This is a genomic window from Serratia sp. HRI (assembly GCF_010119335.3).
Classification (GTDB): Bacteria; Pseudomonadota; Gammaproteobacteria; order Enterobacterales; family Enterobacteriaceae; genus Serratia; species Serratia nevei.
In genome coordinates this window covers 3,798,563-3,821,147 of sequence record NZ_CP083690.1, presented here as the reverse complement: position 1 = coordinate 3,821,147, position 22,585 = coordinate 3,798,563, and the positions used below count along the sequence as shown (strand labels likewise).

At 58.1% G+C, this 22,585-nt stretch carries 15 protein-coding genes, 2 tRNA genes and 3 rRNA genes; 11 read left to right on the top strand and 9 right to left on the bottom strand.

The window, feature by feature from the left end; genetic code table 11:
• Positions 1 to 15 precede the first annotated feature (15 nt).
• The gene (emrB, locus tag GF111_RS18220; RefSeq protein WP_038872860.1) at positions 16 to 1,554 is read left to right on the top strand and encodes a multidrug efflux MFS transporter permease subunit EmrB; all 1,539 of its coding nucleotides are present in this window, start codon (positions 16 to 18) and stop codon (positions 1,552 to 1,554) included.
• Positions 1,555 to 1,614: 60 nt separating this feature from the next.
• On the opposite strand, the gene GF111_RS18215 is transcribed toward emrB, so the two are convergent.
• Entirely contained in the window at positions 1,615 to 2,703 is a 1,089-nt protein-coding gene (locus GF111_RS18215; protein ID WP_038872863.1) for a tRNA/rRNA methyltransferase, read from the bottom strand.
• 207 nt (positions 2,704 to 2,910) lie between these two features.
• Here GF111_RS18215 and trxC point away from each other — a divergent pair, with 207 nt between their 5' ends.
• The 4 genes from trxC to pssA all read left to right on the top strand — a co-directional run bounded on the left by trxC (position 2,911) and on the right by pssA (position 8,339).
• Positions 2,911 to 3,330, top strand: coding sequence for a thioredoxin TrxC (gene trxC / locus GF111_RS18210; protein WP_004928868.1), 420 nt, complete (start codon positions 2,911 to 2,913; stop codon positions 3,328 to 3,330).
• Positions 3,331 to 3,444: 114 nt separating this feature from the next.
• Complete coding sequence (locus tag GF111_RS18205) at positions 3,445 to 4,134, top strand: tRNA-uridine aminocarboxypropyltransferase (RefSeq protein WP_038872866.1); 690 nt, start codon at positions 3,445 to 3,447, stop codon at positions 4,132 to 4,134.
• 48 nt (positions 4,135 to 4,182) lie between these two features.
• Positions 4,183 to 6,831, top strand: coding sequence for a bifunctional acetate--CoA ligase family protein/GNAT family N-acetyltransferase (locus GF111_RS18200; protein WP_047730002.1), 2,649 nt, complete (start codon positions 4,183 to 4,185; stop codon positions 6,829 to 6,831).
• A 152-nt stretch (positions 6,832 to 6,983) separates the two neighbouring features.
• A complete protein-coding gene (pssA, locus tag GF111_RS18195; RefSeq protein ID WP_047730001.1) occupies positions 6,984 to 8,339 on the top strand; it encodes a CDP-diacylglycerol--serine O-phosphatidyltransferase in 1,356 nt (451 codons plus the stop codon).
• Positions 8,340 to 8,375: 36 nt separating this feature from the next.
• On the opposite strand, the gene GF111_RS18190 is transcribed toward pssA, so the two are convergent.
• From GF111_RS18190 to gmhB, 7 genes are all read right to left on the bottom strand, one after another.
• Entirely contained in the window at positions 8,376 to 9,686 is a 1,311-nt protein-coding gene (locus GF111_RS18190) for an MFS family transporter (protein WP_055312217.1), read from the bottom strand.
• Between the two features lie 258 nt (positions 9,687 to 9,944).
• Positions 9,945 to 10,060 (bottom strand): 5S ribosomal RNA (gene rrf / locus GF111_RS18185).
• A gap of 99 nt (positions 10,061 to 10,159) precedes the next feature.
• A 23S ribosomal RNA gene (locus tag GF111_RS18180) occupies positions 10,160 to 13,067 on the bottom strand.
• A 207-nt stretch (positions 13,068 to 13,274) separates the two neighbouring features.
• A tRNA-Ala gene (locus tag GF111_RS18175) sits at positions 13,275 to 13,350 on the bottom strand.
• Positions 13,351 to 13,388: 38 nt separating this feature from the next.
• A tRNA-Ile gene (locus GF111_RS18170) sits at positions 13,389 to 13,465 on the bottom strand.
• A gap of 74 nt (positions 13,466 to 13,539) precedes the next feature.
• A 16S ribosomal RNA gene (locus tag GF111_RS18165) occupies positions 13,540 to 15,081 on the bottom strand.
• Together the 16S, 23S and 5S rRNA genes with 2 tRNA genes alongside form the textbook arrangement of a ribosomal RNA operon.
• Positions 15,082 to 15,473: 392 nt before the next feature.
• Positions 15,474 to 16,037 (bottom strand): D-glycero-beta-D-manno-heptose 1,7-bisphosphate 7-phosphatase, encoded by a 564-nt coding sequence (gene gmhB / locus GF111_RS18160; RefSeq protein WP_055312360.1) that lies wholly within the window; start codon positions 16,035 to 16,037, stop codon positions 15,474 to 15,476.
• A 188-nt stretch (positions 16,038 to 16,225) separates the two neighbouring features.
• Here gmhB and metN point away from each other — a divergent pair, with 188 nt between their 5' ends.
• The 6 genes from metN (at position 16,226) to proS (ending at position 21,820) form a co-directional block, all read left to right on the top strand.
• Positions 16,226 to 17,257: a methionine ABC transporter ATP-binding protein MetN gene (gene metN, locus GF111_RS18155; RefSeq protein ID WP_004932012.1), complete on the top strand. Its 1,032-nt coding sequence runs from the start codon at positions 16,226 to 16,228 to the stop codon at positions 17,255 to 17,257.
• On the top strand, positions 17,250 to 17,903 hold the full coding sequence (locus GF111_RS18150) for a methionine ABC transporter permease MetI (RefSeq protein WP_004932010.1): 654 nt from the start codon (positions 17,250 to 17,252) through the stop codon (positions 17,901 to 17,903). Before metN ends, GF111_RS18150 begins: the two co-directional genes overlap by 8 nt.
• Positions 17,904 to 17,942: 39 nt before the next feature.
• The gene (locus GF111_RS18145; protein ID WP_038874476.1) at positions 17,943 to 18,758 is read left to right on the top strand and encodes a MetQ/NlpA family lipoprotein; all 816 of its coding nucleotides are present in this window, start codon (positions 17,943 to 17,945) and stop codon (positions 18,756 to 18,758) included.
• A gap of 114 nt (positions 18,759 to 18,872) precedes the next feature.
• Entirely contained in the window at positions 18,873 to 19,277 is a 405-nt protein-coding gene (rcsF, locus tag GF111_RS18140) for an Rcs stress response system protein RcsF (RefSeq protein WP_038874474.1), read from the top strand.
• Positions 19,274 to 19,981 carry a tRNA (N6-threonylcarbamoyladenosine(37)-N6)-methyltransferase TrmO gene (gene tsaA / locus GF111_RS18135; protein WP_038874472.1) on the top strand — a complete coding sequence of 236 codons (708 nt, stop codon included), beginning with the start codon at positions 19,274 to 19,276 and terminating at the stop codon, positions 19,979 to 19,981. Before rcsF ends, tsaA begins: the two co-directional genes overlap by 4 nt.
• A 120-nt stretch (positions 19,982 to 20,101) precedes the next feature.
• Entirely contained in the window at positions 20,102 to 21,820 is a 1,719-nt protein-coding gene (proS, locus tag GF111_RS18130; RefSeq protein WP_038874470.1) for a proline--tRNA ligase, read from the top strand.
• Positions 21,821 to 21,880: 60 nt separating this feature from the next.
• Here proS and nlpE read toward each other — a convergent pair whose 3' ends face one another.
• Positions 21,881 to 22,564 carry an envelope stress response activation lipoprotein NlpE gene (gene nlpE / locus GF111_RS18125; RefSeq protein WP_147191239.1) on the bottom strand — a complete coding sequence of 228 codons (684 nt, stop codon included), beginning with the start codon at positions 22,562 to 22,564 and terminating at the stop codon, positions 21,881 to 21,883.
• Between the last annotated feature and the right edge of the window lie 21 nt (positions 22,565 to 22,585).

Genomic DNA, 22,585 nt, shown 5'->3' with positions numbered 1-22,585 from the left:
GCGCGGGAGGCCATCTTGCCACAGAAACCGCTTGAAGGCGCCCAGCTTGCCTGGATGACGGTCGCGCTCGCCATGGCGACCTTCATGCAGGTGCTGGACTCCACCATCGCCAACGTGGCGATCCCCACCATTTCCGGTAACCTCGGGTCTTCCAACTCGCAGGGCACCTGGGTGATCACCTCGTTCGGCGTGGCGAACGCCATCTCGATTCCGATCACCGGCTGGCTGGCGAAGCGCTTCGGCGAAGTGCGGCTGTTCCTTTGGTCCACCGCGCTGTTCGCCCTCGCCTCCTGGCTGTGCGGCATCTCCAACAGCCTCGGCATGCTGATCTTCTTCCGCGTGATCCAGGGCGTGGTGGCCGGGCCGCTGATCCCGCTGTCGCAGAGCCTGTTGCTGAACAACTATCCGCCCGCCAAGCGAGCGATGGCCCTGGCGCTCTGGTCGATGACCGTTATCGTCGCGCCGATCTTTGGGCCGATCCTCGGCGGCTACATCAGCGACAACTACCATTGGGGCTGGATCTTCTTCATCAACATCCCGATCGGCGTCTTCGTGATCGTGGCGGCGATGGCGACATTGAAGGGGCGAGAAACCAAAACCGAGATCAAACCGATCGACACCGTCGGCCTGGTATTGCTGATCGTCGGCATCGGTTCGCTGCAGATCATGCTCGATCAGGGCAAGGAGCTGGACTGGTTCAACTCGACCGAGATCATCACGCTCACCGTCGTCGCGGTGGTGGCGCTGCTGTTCCTGGTGGTGTGGGAGCTGACGGACGACCATCCGGTGGTGGATCTGTCGCTGTTCAAGTCGCGCAACTTCACCATCGGCTGCCTGTGTATCAGCCTCGCCTACATGCTGTACTTCGGCGCCATCGTGCTGTTGCCGCAGCTGCTGCAAGAGGTGTACGGCTATACCGCCACCTGGGCGGGGCTGGCGTCGGCGCCGGTTGGGCTGATCCCGGTGCTGCTGTCGCCGATCATCGGCAAGTTCGGCAACCGGCTCGACATGCGCCGGCTGGTCACCTTCAGCTTCATCATGTATGCCGTGTGCTTCTACTGGCGTGCCTATACGTTTGAACCGGGCATGGACTTCGGCGCTTCCGCCTGGCCGCAGTTTGTCCAGGGCTTCGCCATCGCCTGCTTCTTCATGCCGTTGACCACCATCACGCTGTCCGGCCTGCCGCCGGAACGCATGGCGGCGGCGTCGAGCCTGTCGAACTTCACGCGAACGCTGGCGGGGTCGATCGGTACCTCGATCACCACCACCCTGTGGACGCAGCGCGAATCGCAACACCATTCGCAGCTGACGGAGTTCGTCAACCCGTACAACCCGCAGTCGCAGGAGATGTACCGGCAGTTGGAGCAGCTCGGCATGAGCAAACAACAGGCGTCGGCGTATATCGCCAACGAGATCACCGCGCAGGGCCTGATCATCTCCGCCAACGAGATCTTCTGGCTGTCGGCCGGGGTATTCCTGGTGCTGCTGGTGCTGGTGTGGGTGGCGAAACCGCCGTTCAGCTCCGGCGGCGGTGGGGGCGGCGGCGCTCACTAAGCTTCAATAAACGAAACGGGCGCCCTGCGGCGCCCGTTTTTTTATCCGACGTAGAACAGATTACGCCTGATTCTGACGCCACCAGTCCGCCAGCAGAATGCCGGTCGCCACGGAAACGTTCAGGCTTTCCACCTTGCCGGTGCCGCCGATAGACACGTTCATGTCGCCCTGCTGCCAGGCGCTGTCGCTCAGACCGTCACGTTCCTGGCCCAGCACCAGCACCATCTTGGCCGGCAGCTTGGCCTGCGCCAGCGCGGTGCCTTTGTGGCTGGAGGTGGTAACGATGGTGTAACCCGCCTTGCGGAAGGTGTCCAGCACCGACAGGAAATCGTCGGCGTTGATCGCCTTGATATGCTCAGCGCCGCCCTCTGCGGTACGCACCGCCGCACCGGATTCCAGCAGCGCCGGATCCTGCAGCAGCACGCCGTTGACGCCGAAGTGAGCGCAAGAACGGACGATAGCGCCCAGGTTATGCGGATTACCCACTTCTTCCAGCGCCAGCACGCAGTCGGTCGCCGGTGCGCTTTTCAGGTAGGTCTGCGCATCCAGGCCCTGACGCTTTTTGATCAGGAAGCAGACGCCGCCGTGGTGCTCGGTGCCGGAAGCCTTGGCCAGCTCTTCCTCATCCACCACGTGGTAAGCCTTGCGGTTAGCCGCCATCCAGCGCAGCGCTTCGCGGAAACGCGGGGTGACCGACTGCACGAACCAGGCGCGCACGATCGCTTCCGGACGGCTGGCGAACAGCGCCTGACAGGCGTTTTCACCGTAAACGCGGGTTTCTTCCGCGCGCTGGCGGCGCAGCTGCTCCGGATCGATAAAGCTTTTGCCGCTGATACCGCCGTGATCGAACGCCGGCTCTTCATTCGGCGCGCGCGAGACGGTTCTCCACGGCGACTCGTTGCCACCGCGATCTTCAGTGCGCGCCGGACGGCGAGGACGATCGCTTTCACTGCGGCGGGAGTCGGCACCGCGGCGATCGTTGCCGCCGCGCGCCTTGTCTTGACCGGTGCGGCCGGAGCGCGCACCGTCAGCCGGACGGCCTTTGCCGGCCGGACGTTTATTCTTGTTGCGGTCGTCGCCGTTGTCGTCGTCACTGCGGACGTACATCACTTTGACCTTACCGTTCTTGCCACTAAATGAATCGTTCATTGTCTTCTCCACCAACGCGCAGGGCGCGAAGATTACCTGATGTTGGTGCACGAAGCCACCAACTTGCGCTAAAAGCTCCCAACTATCACATCCATTGAACAAACCTCATTGTTCATGCGCCGGGTTTTGCCGATAATTGTCAGCATTAAAGAAACATCTCCGCAACCGCGTTGCGGGGACCATGCTTTCTCTGTACCCGAGGTCAACATGAATACAGTTTGTGCAGCTTGCAATGCCACCAACCGCGTGCCGGAAGAACGTCTGGCGGACAACGCGAAATGCGGCCGCTGCGGCCATGAGCTCTTCGACGGTGAAGTGATCAACGCCACCGCCGCCACGCTGGACCAGCTGCTGCAGGACGATCTGCCGGTCGTGGTCGATTTCTGGGCGCCGTGGTGCGGCCCGTGCCGCAGCTTTGCGCCGATCTTTGAAGACGTGGCCGAAGAGCGCGCCGGCAAAGTGCGCTTCGTGAAAGTGAACACCGAAGCCGAGCCGGAGCTGAGCGCCCGTTTCCGCATCCGCAGCATCCCAACCATCATGGTGTTCCGTCAGGGCAAGATGGTCGACATGCTCAACGGCGCGATGCCAAAAGCGCCGTTTGACAACTGGCTCAACGAGTTAGTGTGATTCGGCAAGTATAGGCCGTATCCCGCCATCGCGCGCGAACGCGCCCCGATCGAGCCCGCCCCTCCCGGCGGGCTTTTTTCTGCGTTACAATAGCGGTTTTTCCCCAGGATCGTTATGACCGACAACGCCGTACTTCGCCTGCGCCAATTCCGTTTAGACCGCGCCACCCGCCCTTTTCTGGCGCGCGGTTGCCGGGTGGCGCGTTGTCAGGGTTGCCTGCTGCCGCATAAAAACTGCCTGTGCGACACCATTCGTCCGCAGCAGGCCGGCAGCCGTTTCTGCCTGATCATGTTCGGCGCCGAGCCGCTCAAGCCCAGCAACACCGGCCGCCTGATCGCCGATATCCTGCCGGACACCCAGGCGTTCCTCTGGTCGCGCACCGAGATCGATCCGGCCCTGCTGGCGGCCATCAACGATCCGTTGCGGCAGCCTTATGTGGTGTTCCCCGCTTCCTACGCCGACGCCGAACGGCCGGTGTTCAGCCAGCTGCCCGCCGGCGGCAAACCGCCGCTGTTCATTATGCTGGACGGCACCTGGGCGGAAGCGCGCAAAATGTTCCGTAAAAGCCCGTACCTCAATCAATTCCCGGTGTTTTCCCTCAACGTCGACGCGGCATCGGACTACCAGCTGCGCGAAGCCAGCCGCGCCGAGCAACACTGCACGGCGGAAGTGGCCGCCGCCCTGCTGCAACAGGCGGGCGATCTGCCGGCCGCCGACGGATTGAATCAGCATTTCCGCTATTTCCGTCAACAGTATCTGGCGGGAAAACCGACCCGGCCGGAGGCACCGGTCACAGCAATGTAGCCAGAAAGCGCCTAAAATCAGGCGTAACGTCGCCAAAAGGAGCCGTGCATGAGCCAGCGAGGGTTAGAAGCGCTACTACGTCCCAAATCGATCGCCGTGCTGGGCGCTTCGCAGCAGCCCGGCCGCGCCGGCAACCTGATGATGAGCAACCTGCTGGCCGGCGGATTCGGCGGGCCCATCTTGCCGGTCACGCCGCGCTACAAGGCGGTATGCGGCGTCATGGCCTACCCCGACGTCGCCAGCCTGCCGCTGACGCCGGATCTGGCGATCATCTGCACCCACGCCAAACGCAATCTGGCGCTGATTGAAGCGCTGGGCCAACGCGGCTGTAAAACCGCCATCGTACTCTCTTCGCCGCCGGAACAGTTTGCCGAGCTGAAGGCCTGCGCGCAGCGCTACGCCATGCGGCTATTGGGCCCCAACAGCCTGGGGCTGCTGGCGCCGTGGCAGGGTATCAACGCCAGCTTCTCGCCGGTGCCGATCCAAAAGGGCAAGCTGGCGTTTATTTCGCAGTCCGCCGCCGTGGCCAACACCATTCTCGACTGGGCACAGCAGCGCGAAGTCGGTTTCTCTTACTTTATCGCGCTGGGCGACAGCCTGGACATCGACGTCGACGACCTGCTCGACTTTTTGGCGCGCGACAGCAAGACCAGCGCCATTTTGCTGTATCTGGAAAACATCAGCGACGCGCGGCGCTTTCTCTCCGCCTCGCGCAGCGCCTCGCGCAACAAGCCCATTCTGGTGATCAAAAGCGGCCGCAGCCAACAGGCGCAGCTGCTGCTCAACAGCCAGCTGGGGCTGGATGCCGCCTATGACGCCGCCATCCAGCGCGCCGGCCTGCTGCGCGTGCAGGATACCCATGAGCTGTTCTCGGCGGTGGAAACCCTCAGCCATATGCATCCGCTGCGCGGCGAGCGGCTGATGATCGTCAGCAACGGGGCGGCGCCGGCGGCGATGGCGCTGGACGAACTGCTCGGACGCAACGGCAAGCTGGCCACGCTGAGCGATGAGAGCCTGGCGACATTGAGCGACGCGCTGCCGGATTTCATCCGCGCCGGCAACCCGCTCGACCTGCGCGACGATGCCACGCCGCAGCGCTTCCTGGCGGCAATCGAAGCGCTGCTCGATAGCCACGACTATGACGCGCTGCTGTTAATCCACGCGCCGAGCGCGGCGGCGCCGGGCACCGCCACGGCGGAACGGCTGATCGAGGCGCTGCACCGCCATCCGCGCGGCAAACGCATCACGCTGCTGACCAACTGGTGCGGCGAATACTCTTCGCAAGAGGCGCGCCGGTTATTTACCGAGGCCGCCATTCCCACCTACCGCACGCCGGAAGGCGCGGTGACCGCCTTTATGCATATGGTGGAATATCGCCGCAACCAGAAGCAGTTGAAAGAGACGCCGGCGCTGCCGGTCGGCCTCACCGCCAACACCGCCGACGCCCACCGCCTTATCCATCAGGCGCTGGCCGAAGGCGCCACCCAGTTGGATACCCACGAGGTGCAATCCATCCTGCAGGCCTACGATCTGAGCACCCTGCCGACCTGGATTGCCGAGGACAGCGCCGAAGCGGTACACATTGCCGAACAGATCGGCTACCCGGTGGCGCTGAAGCTGCGTTCGCCGGATATCCCGCACAAATCGGAAGTTCAGGGCGTCATGCTCTACCTGCGCACCGCGACCGAAGTGCAGCGCGCGGCGGAGGCGATCCTCGATCGCGTGAAGCGCACCTACCCCCAGGCACGCATCCATGGCCTGTTGGTGCAGAGCATGGCCAACCGCGCAGGCGCCCAGGAGCTGCGCATCGCGGTAGAGCAGGATGCGATTTTCGGCCCGCTGATCATGCTGGGCGAAGGCGGCGTAGAGTGGCGCCAGGAAAATCAGGTGGCGGTCGCGCTGCCGCCGCTGAACATGGCGCTGGCGCGTTATCTGGTGCTGCAGGCGGTGAAAGGCGGCAAGATCCGCGGGCGCAGCGCGCTGCGGCCTTTGGATATCCCTGGGCTGAGCCGCCTGCTGGTTCAGGTATCCAACCTGATCCTCGACTGCCCGGAGATCGCCCGGCTGGATATTCACCCGGTGCTGGCCTCCGGCAGCGAGTTCACCCTGCTGGACGTTTCGATGCAGCTCGCGCCGTTCAGCGGCGATCCGCAGGCGCGACTGGCGATCCGCCCTTATCCGCATGAGCTGGAAGAGACCATCGCGCTGAAAGACGGCAGCCAATGCCTGTTCCGCCCAATCCTGCCGGAAGACGAGCCGGCGCTGAAGCATTTCATCGATAGAGTGACCAAGGAAGATCTCTATTATCGCTACTTCAGCGAGATCAACGAGTTTACCCATGACGATTTGGCCAACATGACGCAGATCGACTACGATCGTGAAATGGCCTTTGTGGCGGTGCGCGCAGACGAGATCATCGGCGTGACCCGCGCGCTGTCCGATCCGGACAACACCGACGCCGAATTCGCCGTGCTGGTGCGTTCCGATCTGAAAGGCGTGGGCCTGGGCCGTCAGCTGCTGGAGAAAATGATCGCCTATGCGCGCGCTCATGGCCTGACTCGTCTGAGCGGCATCACCATGCCGAATAACCGCGGCATGATCGCACTGGCGCAGCGGCTGGGCTTTGGCATCGAGGTGCAGCTTGAGGACGGCATCGTCAATCTGACGCTGCCGCTGCAGGCCGCCGACGCGCAGTGACCTGCGTCGCAATGCGCTACGAATCCACCACTTAACGCCAAAACATACGCACAATCGAGGCAACTAATGGTATTATCGCCCGATTATTCGGTTTATTGTTTTTAAGCCTGTGGCGTTCCGGCCATCAATCATGAGAGAAGAAACGCACTGTGATGTTGTCAAAATTTAAACGTAGCAAACATCAACAACACCTTGCACAACTGCCCAAACTCCCCCAGACGGTTGCTGATGTTCGTACGCTGTACGCGCCGTCCGACTTTCGCACCACGCTGCTGGACGCCATCGCCAACGCCACCCAACGTATCTATCTGGTGGCCCTGTATCTGGAGCATGACGACGCCGGGCGCGAGATCCTCAACGCGCTGTATCAAGCCAAGCAGCAGCGGCCCGAGCTGGAAATCTACGTGCTGGTCGACTGGCACCGCGCACAGCGCGGGCGCATCGGCGCCGCCGCCGCCAATACCAACGCCGACTGGTACTGCGCCATGGCCAGCCAACATCCAGAGCAATCGGTGCCTATCTACGGCGTGCCGGTCAATACCCGCGAAGCGCTGGGCGTACTGCACCTGAAGGGCTTCGTGGTCGATGATACCGTGATCTACAGCGGCGCCAGCATTAATGACGTCTATCTGCATCAGCATGAGAAATACCGTTACGATCGCTACCAGCTGATTACCAACGAGGCGTTGGCCGATACCCTGATCGATTACATCAAGCAGCATCTGCTCACCGCCGGCGCCGTACAGCGCCTCGATCGCAGCGATCGGCCGAAAAGCCCGGAGATCAAAAACGAGACCCGTTTGTTCCGTTTCGCCCTGCGCCGCGCCGGTTACCACTTCCGCGGTAAAGCCGGTAACGATGAGCTGGCGGTGACGCCGCTGGTTGGGCTTGGCAAGCAAAGCGTGCTGAATAAAACCATTCATCACCTGATGTCGTGCGCCGACCAGAAACTGACGCTGTGTACCCCCTATTTCAACCTGCCGGCGCTGCTGGTGCGCAACATCATTTATCTGCTGCGCCAGGGCAAACAGGTGGAGATCATCGTCGGCGACAAAACCGCCAACGACTTCTATATTCCGGAAGACCAGCCGTTCAAAATCATCGGCGCGCTGCCCTACCTGTACGAGATCAACCTGCGCCGCTTCCTGAGCCGCTTGCAGCGTTACGTCGACACCGGCCAGCTGATCGTGCGCCTGTGGAAAGATGGCGATAACAGCTATCACCTGAAAGGCATGTGGGTAGACGAAGAGTGGCAGCTGGTCACCGGCAATAACCTCAACCCGCGCGCCTGGCGGCTGGATCTGGAAAACGCCATTCTGATCCACGATCCCAAGCAGGAAATGCGCGAGCAGCGGCAAAAAGAGCTGGAATGCATCCGCACCCACACCACCGTGGTCGGCCATTATCAGGAGCTACAAAGCATTCAGCAGTACCCGATCAAGGTGCGCAAGCTGATTCGCCGTCTGCGGCGCATCCGCATCGATCGGCTGATTAGCCGTATCCTGTAAGATGTACTCTGACCCCGGCCAAGGCCGGGGTTTTTATTACAGCTGTATCTCCTTGCCTTTGCGATGCAGCCGGAGCGAGACCAGCAACGCCAGCAGGCACATGCCGGAAACGTACCAGAAGAAAGCGTTCTCCACGCCGAACGATTTCAGCGACAGCGCGACATATTCCGCCGAACCGCCGAACAGGGCATTCGCTACCGCATAAGACAAGCCTACCCCTAACGCACGCACCTCCGGCGGGAACATCTCGGCTTTAAGCAGCCCGCTGATCGCGGTGTAGAAGCTGACGACGAACAACGCCAGCACGATCAGGCCGAACGCCATAAAGGGGTTGGTCACCTCTTTCAGGGCAAACAGGATTGGCACCGTCAACACCGTGGCCAATGCCGAAAAGATCAGCATCGAGCTGCGTCGGCCGATTTTATCCGAGAACGCGCCGACCACCGGCTGCAGCAGCATAAAGACGAACAGCGCGACGGTCATGATGGCGCTGGCCAGCTTGGCGTCCATACCGGCGGTGTTCACCAGATATTTCTGCATGTAGGTGGTGAAGGTGTAGAAGGTCAGCGAACCGGCGGCGGTAAAGCCCAGCACCATCAGAAACGCTTTGCGGTTTTTCCACAGCCCCGTCAGCGAACCGGCATCCTTATGGTTACGCGTCTTCGCATCGGAGGTTTCATTCAGCGAACGGCGCAGGTACAGCGCCACTACCGCCAACACCGCCCCCAGGGCAAACGGAATACGCCATCCCCAGGCCTTCAGCTCTTCGCCGGACAATATTTGCTGCAGGATCACCAATACCAGCAGCGCCAGCAGTTGCCCGCCGATCAGCGTGACATACTGGAACGAGGCATAAAAGCCACGGCGGCCCTTGATCGCCACCTCGCTCATGTAGGTGGCGCTGGTGCCATACTCACCGCCCACAGACAGCCCCTGGAACAGGCGCGCAAGCAGCAGCAGCGCCGGTGCCCAGCTGCCGATCGCCTCATACGTCGGCAGACAGGCGATCACCAGCGATCCGGCGCACATCATGCAGACCGAAAGCAGCATTGAGTTTTTTCGACCATGTTTGTCGGCAATATAGCCGAACAGCCAGCCGCCGATAGGTCGCATAAAGAAGCCGGCGGCGAATACCCCGGCGGTTTGCAGCAGCTGCGTGGTGCTGTTGCCCGCCGGAAAAAATGAGGCGGCAAAGTAGATTGAGCAGAAGGAGTAAACGTAAAAATCAAACCACTCCACCAGATTGCCTGACGAAGCCCCAACGATAGCGAAAATGCGTTTTTTGTTATCCAGCGCCCCCTGTTCGACGCCGCGATCACCCTCAAGAGCCGAGGTTGTTTCTGTCATGATGTTTTCTCCGAGCCATAGCAATGATGAAGTTCGGCTTCCTGCCGCCCTGGTTGTTACTTTATTGTTATTTATAAGTTAACAGCCAAACTTAATAGCGGACGAAGAATATCTGGAGTTCATTCAAAAAATGGATTGGTTTTGTGATGAATATAGAATCGTGAGATGAAAGATGAAGCGGGTTACAACCGGGATTATCCATTTTACGCATAGCAAAAAGCCCTGAACTGACGTTCAGGGCTTTCGGCTTGGTTTGATGCCTGGCAGTGTCCTACTCTCGCATGGGGAGACCCCACACTACCATCGGCGCTACGGCGTTTCACTTCTGAGTTCGGCATGGGGTCAGGTGGGACCACCGCGCTATTGCCGCCAGGCAAATTCTGTTTCATTCCAACCGCTTCACTCTCGTGTCGCCATCAGAATCAATCTCGGAACTTCGCTGAAAATCTCTCTAAAAACACCTTCGGTGTTGTAAGGTTAAGCCTCACGGATCATTAGTACTGGTTAGCTCAATGCATCGCTGCACTTACACACCCAGCCTATCAACGTCTTAGTCTTAAACGTTCCTTCAGGGGCCTTAAAGGCCCAGGGAAGACTCATCTTGAGGCAAGTTTCGCGCTTAGATGCTTTCAGCGCTTATCTTTTCCGCACTTAGCTACCGGGCAATGCCATTGGCATGACAACCCGAACACCAGTGGTGCGTTCACTCCGGTCCTCTCGTACTAGGAGCAACCCCTCTCAATCTTCCAACGCCCACGGCAGATAGGGACCGAACTGTCTCACGACGTTCTAAACCCAGCTCGCGTACCACTTTAAATGGCGAACAGCCATACCCTTGGGACCTACTTCAGCCCCAGGATGTGATGAGCCGACATCGAGGTGCCAAACACCGCCGTCGATATGAACTCTTGGGCGGTATCAGCCTGTTATCCCCGGAGTACCTTTTATCCGTTGAGCGATGGCCCTTCCATTCAGAACCACCGGATCACTAAGACCTACTTTCGTACCTGCTCGAGCCGTCACTCTCGCAGTCAAGCTAGCTTATGCCTTTGCACTAACCTCACGATGTCCGACCGTGATTAGCTAACCTTCGTGCTCCTCCGTTACTCTTTGGGAGGAGACCGCCCCAGTCAAACTACCCACCAGACACTGTCCTCACCCCAGATTATGGGGCCGAGTTAGAACATCAAACATTAAAGGGTGGTATTTCAAGGATGGCTCCACGCAGACTGGCGTCCACGCTTCAAAGCCTCCCACCTATCCTACACATCAAGGCTCAATGTTCAGTGTCAAGCTATAGTAAAGGTTCACGGGGTCTTTCCGTCTTGCCGCGGGTACACTGCATCTTCACAGCGAGTTCAATTTCACTGAGTCTCGGGTGGAGACAGCCTGGCCATCATTACGCCATTCGTGCAGGTCGGAACTTACCCGACAAGGAATTTCGCTACCTTAGGACCGTTATAGTTACGGCCGCCGTTTACTGGGGCTTCGATCAAGAGCTTCGCCTTGCGGCTGACCCCATCAATTAACCTTCCAGCACCGGGCAGGCGTCACACCGTATACGTCCACTTTCGTGTTTGCACAGTGCTGTGTTTTTATTAAACAGTTGCAGCCAGCTGGTATCTTCGACTGGCTTCAGCTCCATCCGCGAAGGACTTCACCTACATGCCAGCGTGCCTTCTCCCGAAGTTACGGCACCATTTTGCCTAGTTCCTTCACCCGAGTTCTCTCAAGCGCCTTGGTATTCTCTACCTGACCACCTGTGTCGGTTTGGGGTACGATTTAATGTTACCTAGAGCTTAGAGGCTTTTCCTGGAAGCAGGGCATCAACTACTTCTGCACCGTAGTGCATCGTCATCACGCCTCAGGGTTGATATGCAACCGGATTTACCAGGTCACACCCCCTACACGCTTAAACCGGGACAACCGTCGCCCGGCTAGCCTAGCCTTCTCCGTCCCCCCTTCGCAGTAACACCAAGTACAGGAATATTAACCTGTTTCCCATCGACTACGCTTTTCAGCCTCGCCTTAGGGGTCGACTCACCCTGCCCCGATTAACGTTGGACAGGAACCCTTGGTCTTCCGGCGAGCGGGCTTTTCACCCGCTTTATCGTTACTTATGTCAGCATTCGCACTTCTGATACCTCCAGCAACCCTCACAGGCCACCTTCAACGGCTTACAGAACGCTCCCCTACCCAACAACGCCTAAACGTCGCTGCCGCAGCTTCGGTGCATGGTTTAGCCCCGTTACATCTTCCGCGCAGGCCGACTCGACCAGTGAGCTATTACGCTTTCTTTAAATGATGGCTGCTTCTAAGCCAACATCCTGGCTGTCTATGCCTTCCCACATCGTTTCCCACTTAACCATGACTTTGGGACCTTAGCTGGCGGTCTGGGTTGTTTCCCTCTTCACGACGGACGTTAGCACCCGCCGTGTGTCTCCCGTGATAACATTCTTCGGTATTCGGAGTTTGCATCGGTTTGGTAAGCCGGGATGGCCCCCTAGCCGAAACAGTGCTCTACCCCCGAAGATGAGTTCACGAGGCGCTACCTAAATAGCTTTCGGGGAGAACCAGCTATCTCCCGGTTTGATTGGCCTTTCACCCCCAGCCACAAGTCATCCGCTAATTTTTCAACATTAGTCGGTTCGGTCCTCCAGTTAGTGTTACCCAACCTTCAACCTGCCCATGGCTAGATCACCGGGTTTCGGGTCTATACCTTGCAACTATTCGCCCAGTTAAGACTCGGTTTCCCTACGGCTCCCCTATACGGTTAACCTTGCTACAAAATATAAGTCGCTGACCCATTATACAAAAGGTACGCAGTCACACCACGAAGGTGCTCCCACTGCTTGTACGTACACGGTTTCAGGTTCTATTTCACTCCCCTCGCCGGGGTTCTTTTCGCCTTTCCCTCACGGTACTGGTTCACTATCGGTCAGTCAGGAGTATTTAGCCTTGGAGGATGGTCCCCCCATATTCAGACAGGATGTCACGTGTCCCGCCCTACTCATCGAACTCACGACCTGTGCATTTTAGTGTACGGGGCTATCACCCTTTGCTGCGCGACTTTCCAGACGCTTCCACTAACACACAAGCCGATTCAGGTTCTGGGCTCCTCCCCGTTCGCTCGCCGCTACTGGGGGAATCTCGGTTGATTTCTTTTCCTCGGGGTACTTAGATGTTTCAGTTCCCCCGGTTCGCCTCATGCCACTATGTATTCATGACATGATAGTGTGTCGAAACACACTGGGTTTCCCCATTCGGGTATCGCCGGTTGTAACGGTTCATATCACCTTACCGACGCTTTTCGCAGATTAGCACGCCCTTCATCGCCTCTGACTGCCTAGGCATCCACCGTGTACGCTTAGTCACTTAACCTCACAACCCGAAGATGTTTCCATCGTTCGCGCTGCAAACATTTGAGAGACTCTATGACAGGTTACTCTTTACCCCAATACTTCTACGGAGGGATAAATTTCAGCCGTCATGTTTCAATTTTCAGCTTGTTCCAGATTGTTAAAGAGCAAAATACTTCGCAGCATACTGTTTCCAATATACTCTGAAGTATTGAAATACCGGACTATATGGTGGAGCTAAGCGGGATCGAACCGCTGACCTCCTGCGTGCAAGGCAGGCGCTCTCCCAGCTGAGCTATAGCCCCATACAGTCACGCGCAGTACCTTTTCCACTTCCGAGAAGTGGTAGGCCTGAGTGGACTTGAACCACCGACCTCACCCTTATCAGGGGTGCGCTCTAACCACCTGAGCTACAAGCCTATAAAGGTATTTCTGCTCGTTACTTTCTATCAGACAATCTGTGTGAGCACGCCACTCGAACTAATATCTTTAGGTAAGGAGGTGATCCAACCGCAGGTTCCCCTACGGTTACCTTGTTACGACTTCACCCCAGTCATGAATCACAAAGTGGTAAGCGCCCTCCCGAAGGTTAAGCTACCTACTTCTTTTGCAACCCACTCCCATGGTGTGACGGGCGGTGTGTACAAGGCCCGGGAACGTATTCACCGTAGCATTCTGATCTACGATTACTAGCGATTCCGACTTCATGGAGTCGAGTTGCAGACTCCAATCCGGACTACGACATACTTTATGAGGTCCGCTTGCTCTCGCGAGGTCGCTTCTCTTTGTATATGCCATTGTAGCACGTGTGTAGCCCTACTCGTAAGGGCCATGATGACTTGACGTCATCCCCACCTTCCTCCAGTTTATCACTGGCAGTCTCCTTTGAGTTCCCGGCCGAACCGCTGGCAACAAAGGATAAGGGTTGCGCTCGTTGCGGGACTTAACCCAACATTTCACAACACGAGCTGACGACAGCCATGCAGCACCTGTCTCAGAGTTCCCGAAGGCACCAAAGCATCTCTGCTAAGTTCTCTGGATGTCAAGAGTAGGTAAGGTTCTTCGCGTTGCATCGAATTAAACCACATGCTCCACCGCTTGTGCGGGCCCCCGTCAATTCATTTGAGTTTTAACCTTGCGGCCGTACTCCCCAGGCGGTCGATTTAACGCGTTAGCTCCGGAAGCCACGCCTCAAGGGCACAACCTCCAAATCGACATCGTTTACAGCGTGGACTACCAGGGTATCTAATCCTGTTTGCTCCCCACGCTTTCGCACCTGAGCGTCAGTCTTCGTCCAGGGGGCCGCCTTCGCCACCGGTATTCCTCCAGATCTCTACGCATTTCACCGCTACACCTGGAATTCTACCCCCCTCTACGAGACTCTAGCTTGCCAGTTTCAAATGCAGTTCCCAGGTTGAGCCCGGGGATTTCACATCTGACTTAACAAACCGCCTGCGTGCGCTTTACGCCCAGTAATTCCGATTAACGCTTGCACCCTCCGTATTACCGCGGCTGCTGGCACGGAGTTAGCCGGTGCTTCTTCTGCGAGTAACGTCAATTGATGAACGTATTAAGTTCACCACCTTCCTCCTCGCTGAAAGTGCTTTACAACCCGAAGGCCTTCTTCACACACGCGGCATGGCTGCATCAGGCTTGCGCCCATTGTGCAATATTCCCCACTGCTGCCTCCCGTAGGAGTCTGGACCGTGTCTCAGTTCCAGTGTGGCTGGTCATCCTCTCAGACCAGCTAGGGATCGTCGCCTAGGTGAGCCATTACCCCACCTACTAGCTAATCCCATCTGGGCACATCTGATGGCAAGAGGCCCGAAGGTCCCCCTCTTTGGTCTTGCGACGTTATGCGGTATTAGCTACCGTTTCCAGTAGTTATCCCCCTCCATCAGGCAGTTTCCCAGACATTACTCACCCGTCCGCCGCTCGTCACCCAGGGAGCAAGCTCCCCTGTGCTACCGCTCGACTTGCATGTGTTAAGCCTGCCGCCAGCGTTCAATCTGAGCCATGATCAAACTCTTCAATTAAAAGCTTGATTTGCTTCCACTCGAGAAGCGATGCTCAAAGATTTACTGCATGAATTTTACTTCAGTTAGTCACTCTTCAAGACTTGATATTTTTTTGCATCCGAAGATGCTGGATATCGTCTTGTGGAGTGCCCACACAGATTGTCTGATAAATTGTTAAAGAGCAGTGAGTTAGGCGCTTTCGCTTGCTAACTCGAGGTGGCGTATATTACGCTTTCCTCTTTCAGAGTCAACCCTAATTTTCAGGATTTTTTCTCTTTCTTCCCGGTCACCGTGTGAAGTGAATCACTTGCGCCGTGTCGATGGAGGCGCATTATAGGGAGCCGGTTCAGAATGACAAGCGATAATATGCATTTTTTATCTGACCGCTCACTATTCATTCGTAACGCCTATTAAACCCGCTTTTTGATGGCTGCAGGCAGGTCCGCCAGGCTATTTAGCACCCAATCGGCCAGCTGTTCGCCCTGCTCGGTCACCGGCTTGCCGGTGCGCACCAACACCTTGGTGCCAACGCCGGCCGCGAGCGCCGCCTGCATATCTTCCGGTTTATCGCCCACCATATAAGAAGCGGCCATATCGATGTTCAATTCCTGCTGCGCTTGCAGCAGCATACCCGGCTGCGGTTTGCGGCAGTCACACACCTGACGATACTCTTCTATTACTGCCTCCGGATGATGCGGGCAGAAATAGATGCCGTCGAAGTCGACGTCGCGATCGGCCAGCGACCAGTCCATCCACTCGGTCAGGTACATAAATTGGTCTTCGCTGAACTTGCCGCGCGCAATGCCGGACTGGTTGGTCACCATCACCAACGCGAAGCCCATCTTTTTGAGTTCGCGACAGGCGTCAATCACGCCGTCAATAAAGTGGAAGTTGTCGATTTCATGGACATAGCCATGGTCAACGTTAATCGTACCGTCACGATCGAGAAAAATTGCTGGAACGCTTTGTGTCACCGCTTTGCTCCTGAGGGCCTGTATACGCTGACAGTATCGCATGTTTTACCCCGCACTGAGAACGCCGGAGAACGTCGTTGGCCGTTGACTTAGACGTCTAGACGCCTTAACATCTGATCCATACCTTGGTTCCGCGCCGAGGTTTACTTTTATCTAGCCACGGGCAACCACGCTAAAATAAGAAGAATATGATTAAACTTTCTAACATCACTAAAGTGTTCCAGCAGGGTTCGCGCACTATTACCGCGCTCTCTGACGTGACCCTTCACGTCCCTGCCGGGCAAATCTATGGCGTTATCGGGTCTTCCGGTGCCGGCAAAAGCACGCTGATCCGCTGCGCCAACATGCTGGAGCGCCCAACGTCCGGCCAGGTCCTGGTCGATGGTCAGGATCTGACCTCGCTGTCTGAAAGCGAACTGACGCGCGCCCGTCGCCAAATCGGCATGATCTTCCAGCACTTCAATCTGCTCTCTTCCCGCACGGTGTTCGGCAACGTGGCGCTGCCGCTGGAGCTGGACAATACGCCGCGCGCCGAGATCAAAAAGCGCGTGACCGAACTGCTGGAGCTGGTCGGCCTGGCGGACAAGCACGACGCCTACCCGGCCAACCTGTCCGGCGGCCAGAAACAGCGCGTGGCGATCGCCCGTGCGCTGGCCAGCAATCCCAAAGTGCTACTGTGCGACGAAGCCACCAGCGCGTTGGATCCGGCCACCACCCGTTCCATCCTGGAACTGCTGAAAGACATCAACCGCCGTCTGGGCCTGACCATTCTACTCATCACCCACGAAATGGACGTGGTGAAACGCATCTGCGACCAGGTCGCGGTCATCAGCCAGGGGCAGTTGATCGAAAAAGACAGCGTCAGCGAAGTGTTCTCGCACCCGAAAACCCCGCTGGCCCAACAGTTCATTCAGTCCACGCTGCATCTGGATATTCCGGACGACTACGCCGCACGCCTGTCGCCGGAACGTCAGGGCGACCGCCAGCCGCTGCTGCGCCTGGAATTCACCGGCCAGTCGGTCGATGCGCCGCTGCTGTCTGAAGCCGCTCGCCGCTTCAACGTGAACAACAACATTATCAGCGCCCAGATGGATTATGCCGGCGGCGTGAAATTCGGCGTGATGCTGGCGGAGCTGCACGGCAGCGACGAAGACGCGCTGGCGACGATTAAGTTCCTGCAAGAAAATCAGGTAAAAGTAGAGGTTCTGGGTTATGTCTGAGGCAATGATGTGGTTGATGGCGCGTGGCGTGTGGGAAACCGTCATGATGACCTTTGTCTCCGGCTTCTTCGGTTTCGTGCTCGGCCTGCCGGTCGGCGTGCTGCTGTATGTCACCCGCCCGGGGCAGATCATCGCCAATAACTCGCTGTATAAAATCCTGTCCGGGCTGGTGAACATCTTCCGTTCCATCCCGTTCATTATCCTGCTGGTTTGGATGATTCCGTTTACCCGCATGATCGTCGGCACCTCTATCGGTCTGCAGGCGGCCATCGTGCCGTTGACCGTGGGCGCCGCACCGTTCATCGCGCGCATGGTGGAAAACGCCCTGCTGGAGATCCCGTCCGGTCTGGTGGAAGCGGCGCGCGCCATGGGCGCCACGCCGATGCAGATCATCAAGAAAGTGTTGCTGCCGGAAGCCCTGCCGGGCCTGGTCAACGCCGCAACCATCACGCTGATCACCCTGGTAGGCTACTCCGCCATGGGCGGCGCGGTCGGCGCCGGTGGTCTGGGACAAATCGGTTACCAATACGGTTATATCGGTTATAACGCCACAGTGATGAATACCGTATTAGTATTACTGGTAGTTTTGGTTTATCTGATCCAGTTCTGCGGCGATCGCATCGTCAAAGCCGTTACCCATAAATAGTTTCACAGCATGTTAATGCGAGTCTAATGAGGAAGGGATATGTCGTTAAAATTTAAATCCATCGCGGCAATTGGCGCACTGATCGGTACTCTGGCTCTGGCGGGCTGCGGCCAGGATGAAAAGAATCCAAACCACATCAAGGTCGGCGTGATCGTCGGCGCTGAGCAGCAAGTGGCTGAAGTTGCTCAGAAAGTGGCGAAAGAGAAATACGGTCTGGACGTTGAACTGGTGACCTTCAACGACTACGTGTTGCCTAACGAAGCGCTGAGCAAAGGCGATATCGATCTGAACGCCTTCCAGCACAAGCCATACCTGGATCAGCAAATCAAAGATCGCGGCTACAAGCTGGTGCCGGTCGGCAGCACCTTTGTTTACCCGATTGCCGGTTACTCCAAGAAAATCAAATCGCTGGACGAGCTGAAAGACGGCTCTCAGATCGCACTGCCTAACGATCCGACCAACCTGGGCCGTTCGCTGCTGCTGCTGCAGAAAGTCGGCCTGATCAAACTGAAAGACGGCGTTGGCCTGTTGCCAACCGTGCTGGACGTGACCGAGAACTCGAAAAACCTGAAGCTGGTTGAGCTGGAAGCGCCTCAGCTGCCACGTTCCCTGGACGATCAGCAGATCGCGCTGGCAGTGATCAACACCACCTACGCCAGCCAGATCGGCCTGACGCCGGCGAAAGACGGTCTGTTCGTGGAAGATAAAGACTCGCCTTACGTCAACCTGCTGGTTGCGCGCGAAGATAACAAAGATGCGGAAAACGTGAAGAAATTCGTGCAGGCCTATCAGTCTGACGAAGTTGACGCCGCCGCCAACAAAATCTTCAACGGCGGTGCGGTGAAAGGCTGGTAAGCGCTTATTCGCCAATTTTATTCCTATAATTGCAAGACGGGCCAAGGCCCGTCTTGTTATTTCCGCCATAGATTGCTTCAATAGCGCCACTTTCATTAAGGCAGAGGAATCTCAATGCGTGTTTTACCTCTCTGTTTGTTAGCGCTCGCGCTGGCCGGATGTTCATCGCAACGTATCGCGCCGTCCTCAACAAACAGCACCAGCAAGCCGACCACCACCAGCCCGGCCAAGGCCACGCCGGCCGCCCGCCCTGCTCCGGTAAAACTGTACAAAAGTGCAGAAGAGCTCGTGGGCAAACCGTTCCGCGATCTGGGTGAAGTGTCCGGCGAATCGTGCCAAACCACCGTACAAGACTCCCCACCGAATCTGGCCACCGCCCGTAAACGCATGCAAATCCGCGCGTCTTACATGAAGGCCAACGCCGTGCTGCTGCACGACTGCCAGATTGTCAGCGGCGTCGCCGGTTGTTACCAGCAGGCCGTCTGCCAGGGCTCGGCGCTTAACGTCTCGTCCAAATGACCGAATTCGTTTTCGAGCAGATCGGCGTGATCCGCTCGCCGTATAAAGAAAAATTCGCCGTTCCCCGCCAGCCGGGGCTGGTCGAAGACGGTGGCGGCGAACTGCTGCTGCTGCCGCCCTACAACCAGGCGGAGGCGGTACGCGGCCTCAGCGATTTCAGCCATCTGTGGGTGATGTTCATTTTCCATCAAACCCTGGAAGGCGGCTGGCGGCCGACGGTGCGACCGCCGCGTTTAGGCGGCAATGCCCGCATGGGGGTGTTCGCCACCCGCTCCACCTTCCGCCCCAACCCGCTAGGTATGTCCCTCATTGAGCTGAAAGGTGTGCGGATAAAAAACGGCGACGTGGTGCTGGAGCTGGGCAGCCTCGATCTGGTCGACGGCACCCCGGTGGTGGACATCAAGCCTTATCTGCCGTTCGCCGAGAGCCAGCCACAGGCCCGCGCCGGCTTTGCCCAGGCCGCGCCCGCCGGCGATATGCCGGTGCGTTTCGCGCCGCAGGCCGAGCAGCAGCTGCAGCAACATCAGGCGCGTTACCCGCAATTAAGGCGTTTTATCAGCCAGGTGCTGGCGCAAGACCCCCGTCCCGCCTATCGTAAAGGAGAGGACGTCGAACGGGATTACGCCGTCTGGCTGCTGGATTTCAACGTGCGCTGGCGCGTCGTGGACGGTCATACCGAAGTGTTGGCGCTCGACCCGCGTTAAAATTCCGCCGCCTCTCTTTTGGCGACCCGCTCGCGCTGGTAAACTAAACCACTTTTGTCACTTTTGGCCGCCACTCTGGCAGCCCGATGCAATTTGCAGTTCTAACGGAACCAAAACACCATGCGTACTAGCCAATATCTGCTCTCCACACTGAAGGAGACACCTGCCGACGCCGAAGTGATCAGCCACCAGCTGATGCTGCGCGCCGGGATGATCCGCAAGCTGGCCTCCGGTCTTTACACCTGGCTGCCGACCGGCCTGCGCGTTCTGAAAAAGGTTGAAAACATCGTTCGCGAAGAAATGAACAATGCTAACGCGATCGAAGTGTCTATGCCGGTGGTTCAGCCTGCCGACCTGTGGCAGGAAAGCGGCCGTTGGGAGCAATACGGCCCCGAGCTGCTGCGTTTCGTCGATCGCGGCGATCGTCCGTTCGTGCTGGGCCCGACGCATGAAGAAGTGATCACCGATCTGATCCGCAACGAGATCAGCTCGTACAAACAGCTGCCGCTGAACTTCTTCCAGATCCAGACCAAGTTCCGTGATGAAGTGCGCCCGCGTTTCGGCGTGATGCGTTCCCGTGAGTTCCTGATGAAGGATTCCTACTCCTTCCATACCTCACAGGAGTCTCTGCAGGAGACTTACGACGCGATGTACGAAGCGTACAGCAAAATCTTCAGCCGCATGGGCCTGGATTTCCGCCCGGTGCAGGCCGATACCGGCTCGATCGGCGGCAGCGCCTCGCACGAATTCCAGGTGCTGGCAGACAGCGGTGAAGACGATATCGTGTTCTCCACCGGTTCCGATTTCGCCGCCAACATCGAGCTGGCGGAAGCGGTCGCGCCGGCAGAGCCGCGCGCCGCGGCCAGCGAAGCGCTGCGCCTGGTGGATACGCCGAACGCCAAAACCATCGTTGAACTGGTCGAGCAGTTCCGGCTGCCGGTGGAAAAAACCGTGAAGACGCTGATGGTGCGCGCCACCGAAGAGAGCGGCCACAAGCTGGTTGCCCTGCTGGTGCGCGGCGATCACGAGCTGAACGAAGTCAAGGCCGAGAAGCTGGCACAGGTTGCCGCGCCGCTGACCTTCGCCACCGAAGAAGAAATTCGCGCCATCGTCGGCGCCGGCCCGGGTTCACTCGGCCCGGTCAACCTGCCGATGCCGGTGGTTGCTGACCGCAGCGTAGCGGCGATGAGCGACTTTGGCGCCGGTGCCAACGTTGACGGCAAACACTACTTCGGCATCAACTGGGAGCGCGATTTGCCGCTGCCGCAGGTGGCCGATATCCGTAACGTGGTGGAAGGCGACGCCAGCCCGGACGGTCAGGGCACGCTGCTGATCAAACGCGGCATCGAAGTGGGCCATATCTTCCAGCTCGGCACCAAGTACTCGGAAGCGATGAAAGCGACCGTGCAGGGCGAAGATGGCCGTAATCAGGTGCTGACCATGGGTTGCTACGGCATCGGGGTCACGCGCGTCGTGGCCGCTGCCATCGAGCAGAACCATGACGAACGCGGCATCATCTGGCCGGACGCCATCGCGCCGTTCCAGGTAGCGATCCTGCCGATGAATATGCACAAGTCGTTCCGCGTGCAGGCGCTGGCCGAAGAGCTGTACAACACCCTCCGTTCCCACGGCATCGACGTGATCCTCGATGACCGCAAAGAGCGCCCGGGCGTGATGTTCGCAGATATGGAGCTGATCGGCGTGCCGCACTCTATCGTTATCGGTGACCGCAACCTCGACAACGAAGAGATCGAGTACAAGAACCGCCGCGTCGGCGAGAAGCAAATGATCAAAACCGGCGAAATCGTTGATTTCCTGCTGGGCCAGATCAAACGCTAAGCGACGAACGTCAGAAAATAAAAAACCCGCTCAGGCGGGTTTTTTTATATCCGAAATCGCTTATTTGCTGCTGCAGTTCTTGCTGCGGTCGAACGCGATTTTACCGTCCGGCACCAGCGCCTTTTCGGTCAGACCTTCCTCCATCGACGGCTGCACGCTGAAGTGCGCGCTGAACGTCAGGAATACCGGCTCACCGGCGGTCTTATATGCTTTGGCGTAACCTTGCTCCAGCGCGATGTTGTTGTCTACCGGGAAGGTTTTGCCGGTCGCGCAGTCCTTGAAGACGGCCGCGTCCGCCATATAGGTGTAGCTGCCTTTCAACGTCATCGGCGTTTTAGGCAACGGCTTCTCAACCGGATCCAGGCGGTAATTCAGTTTGGACTCGATCGGCACGCCGCTGCGCTCCAGCATTTCCAGGCTCTTGCCCACCGGGCGGAAGTAGCGTTTTTCGCCGTTGCTGTCGGTCAGCACCAATTTATCCGCCGTGCGCGCCCATTTACCGTAATCGGCAAAGGTCTGATCGCCGTCTTTGGTGCCGCGATAGGTTTCCTGCAGCACGAAGGTGCCGTCCTCATCCAGGAACAGCGCCGTATCCAGACCGCCGCAATCGGCGCAAGGCAACACCCCTTGATAGCTCTGCGGCATCGGCTGCAGCGGTTGTTCCTTCGGTTGATAATGATTGTTGCATCCCAACAACGAGAGTGCGCCTGCCGCGAGGAACAGGGCTACCGTAATTTTTTTCACAGTTATTCTCCTACTGTGTTC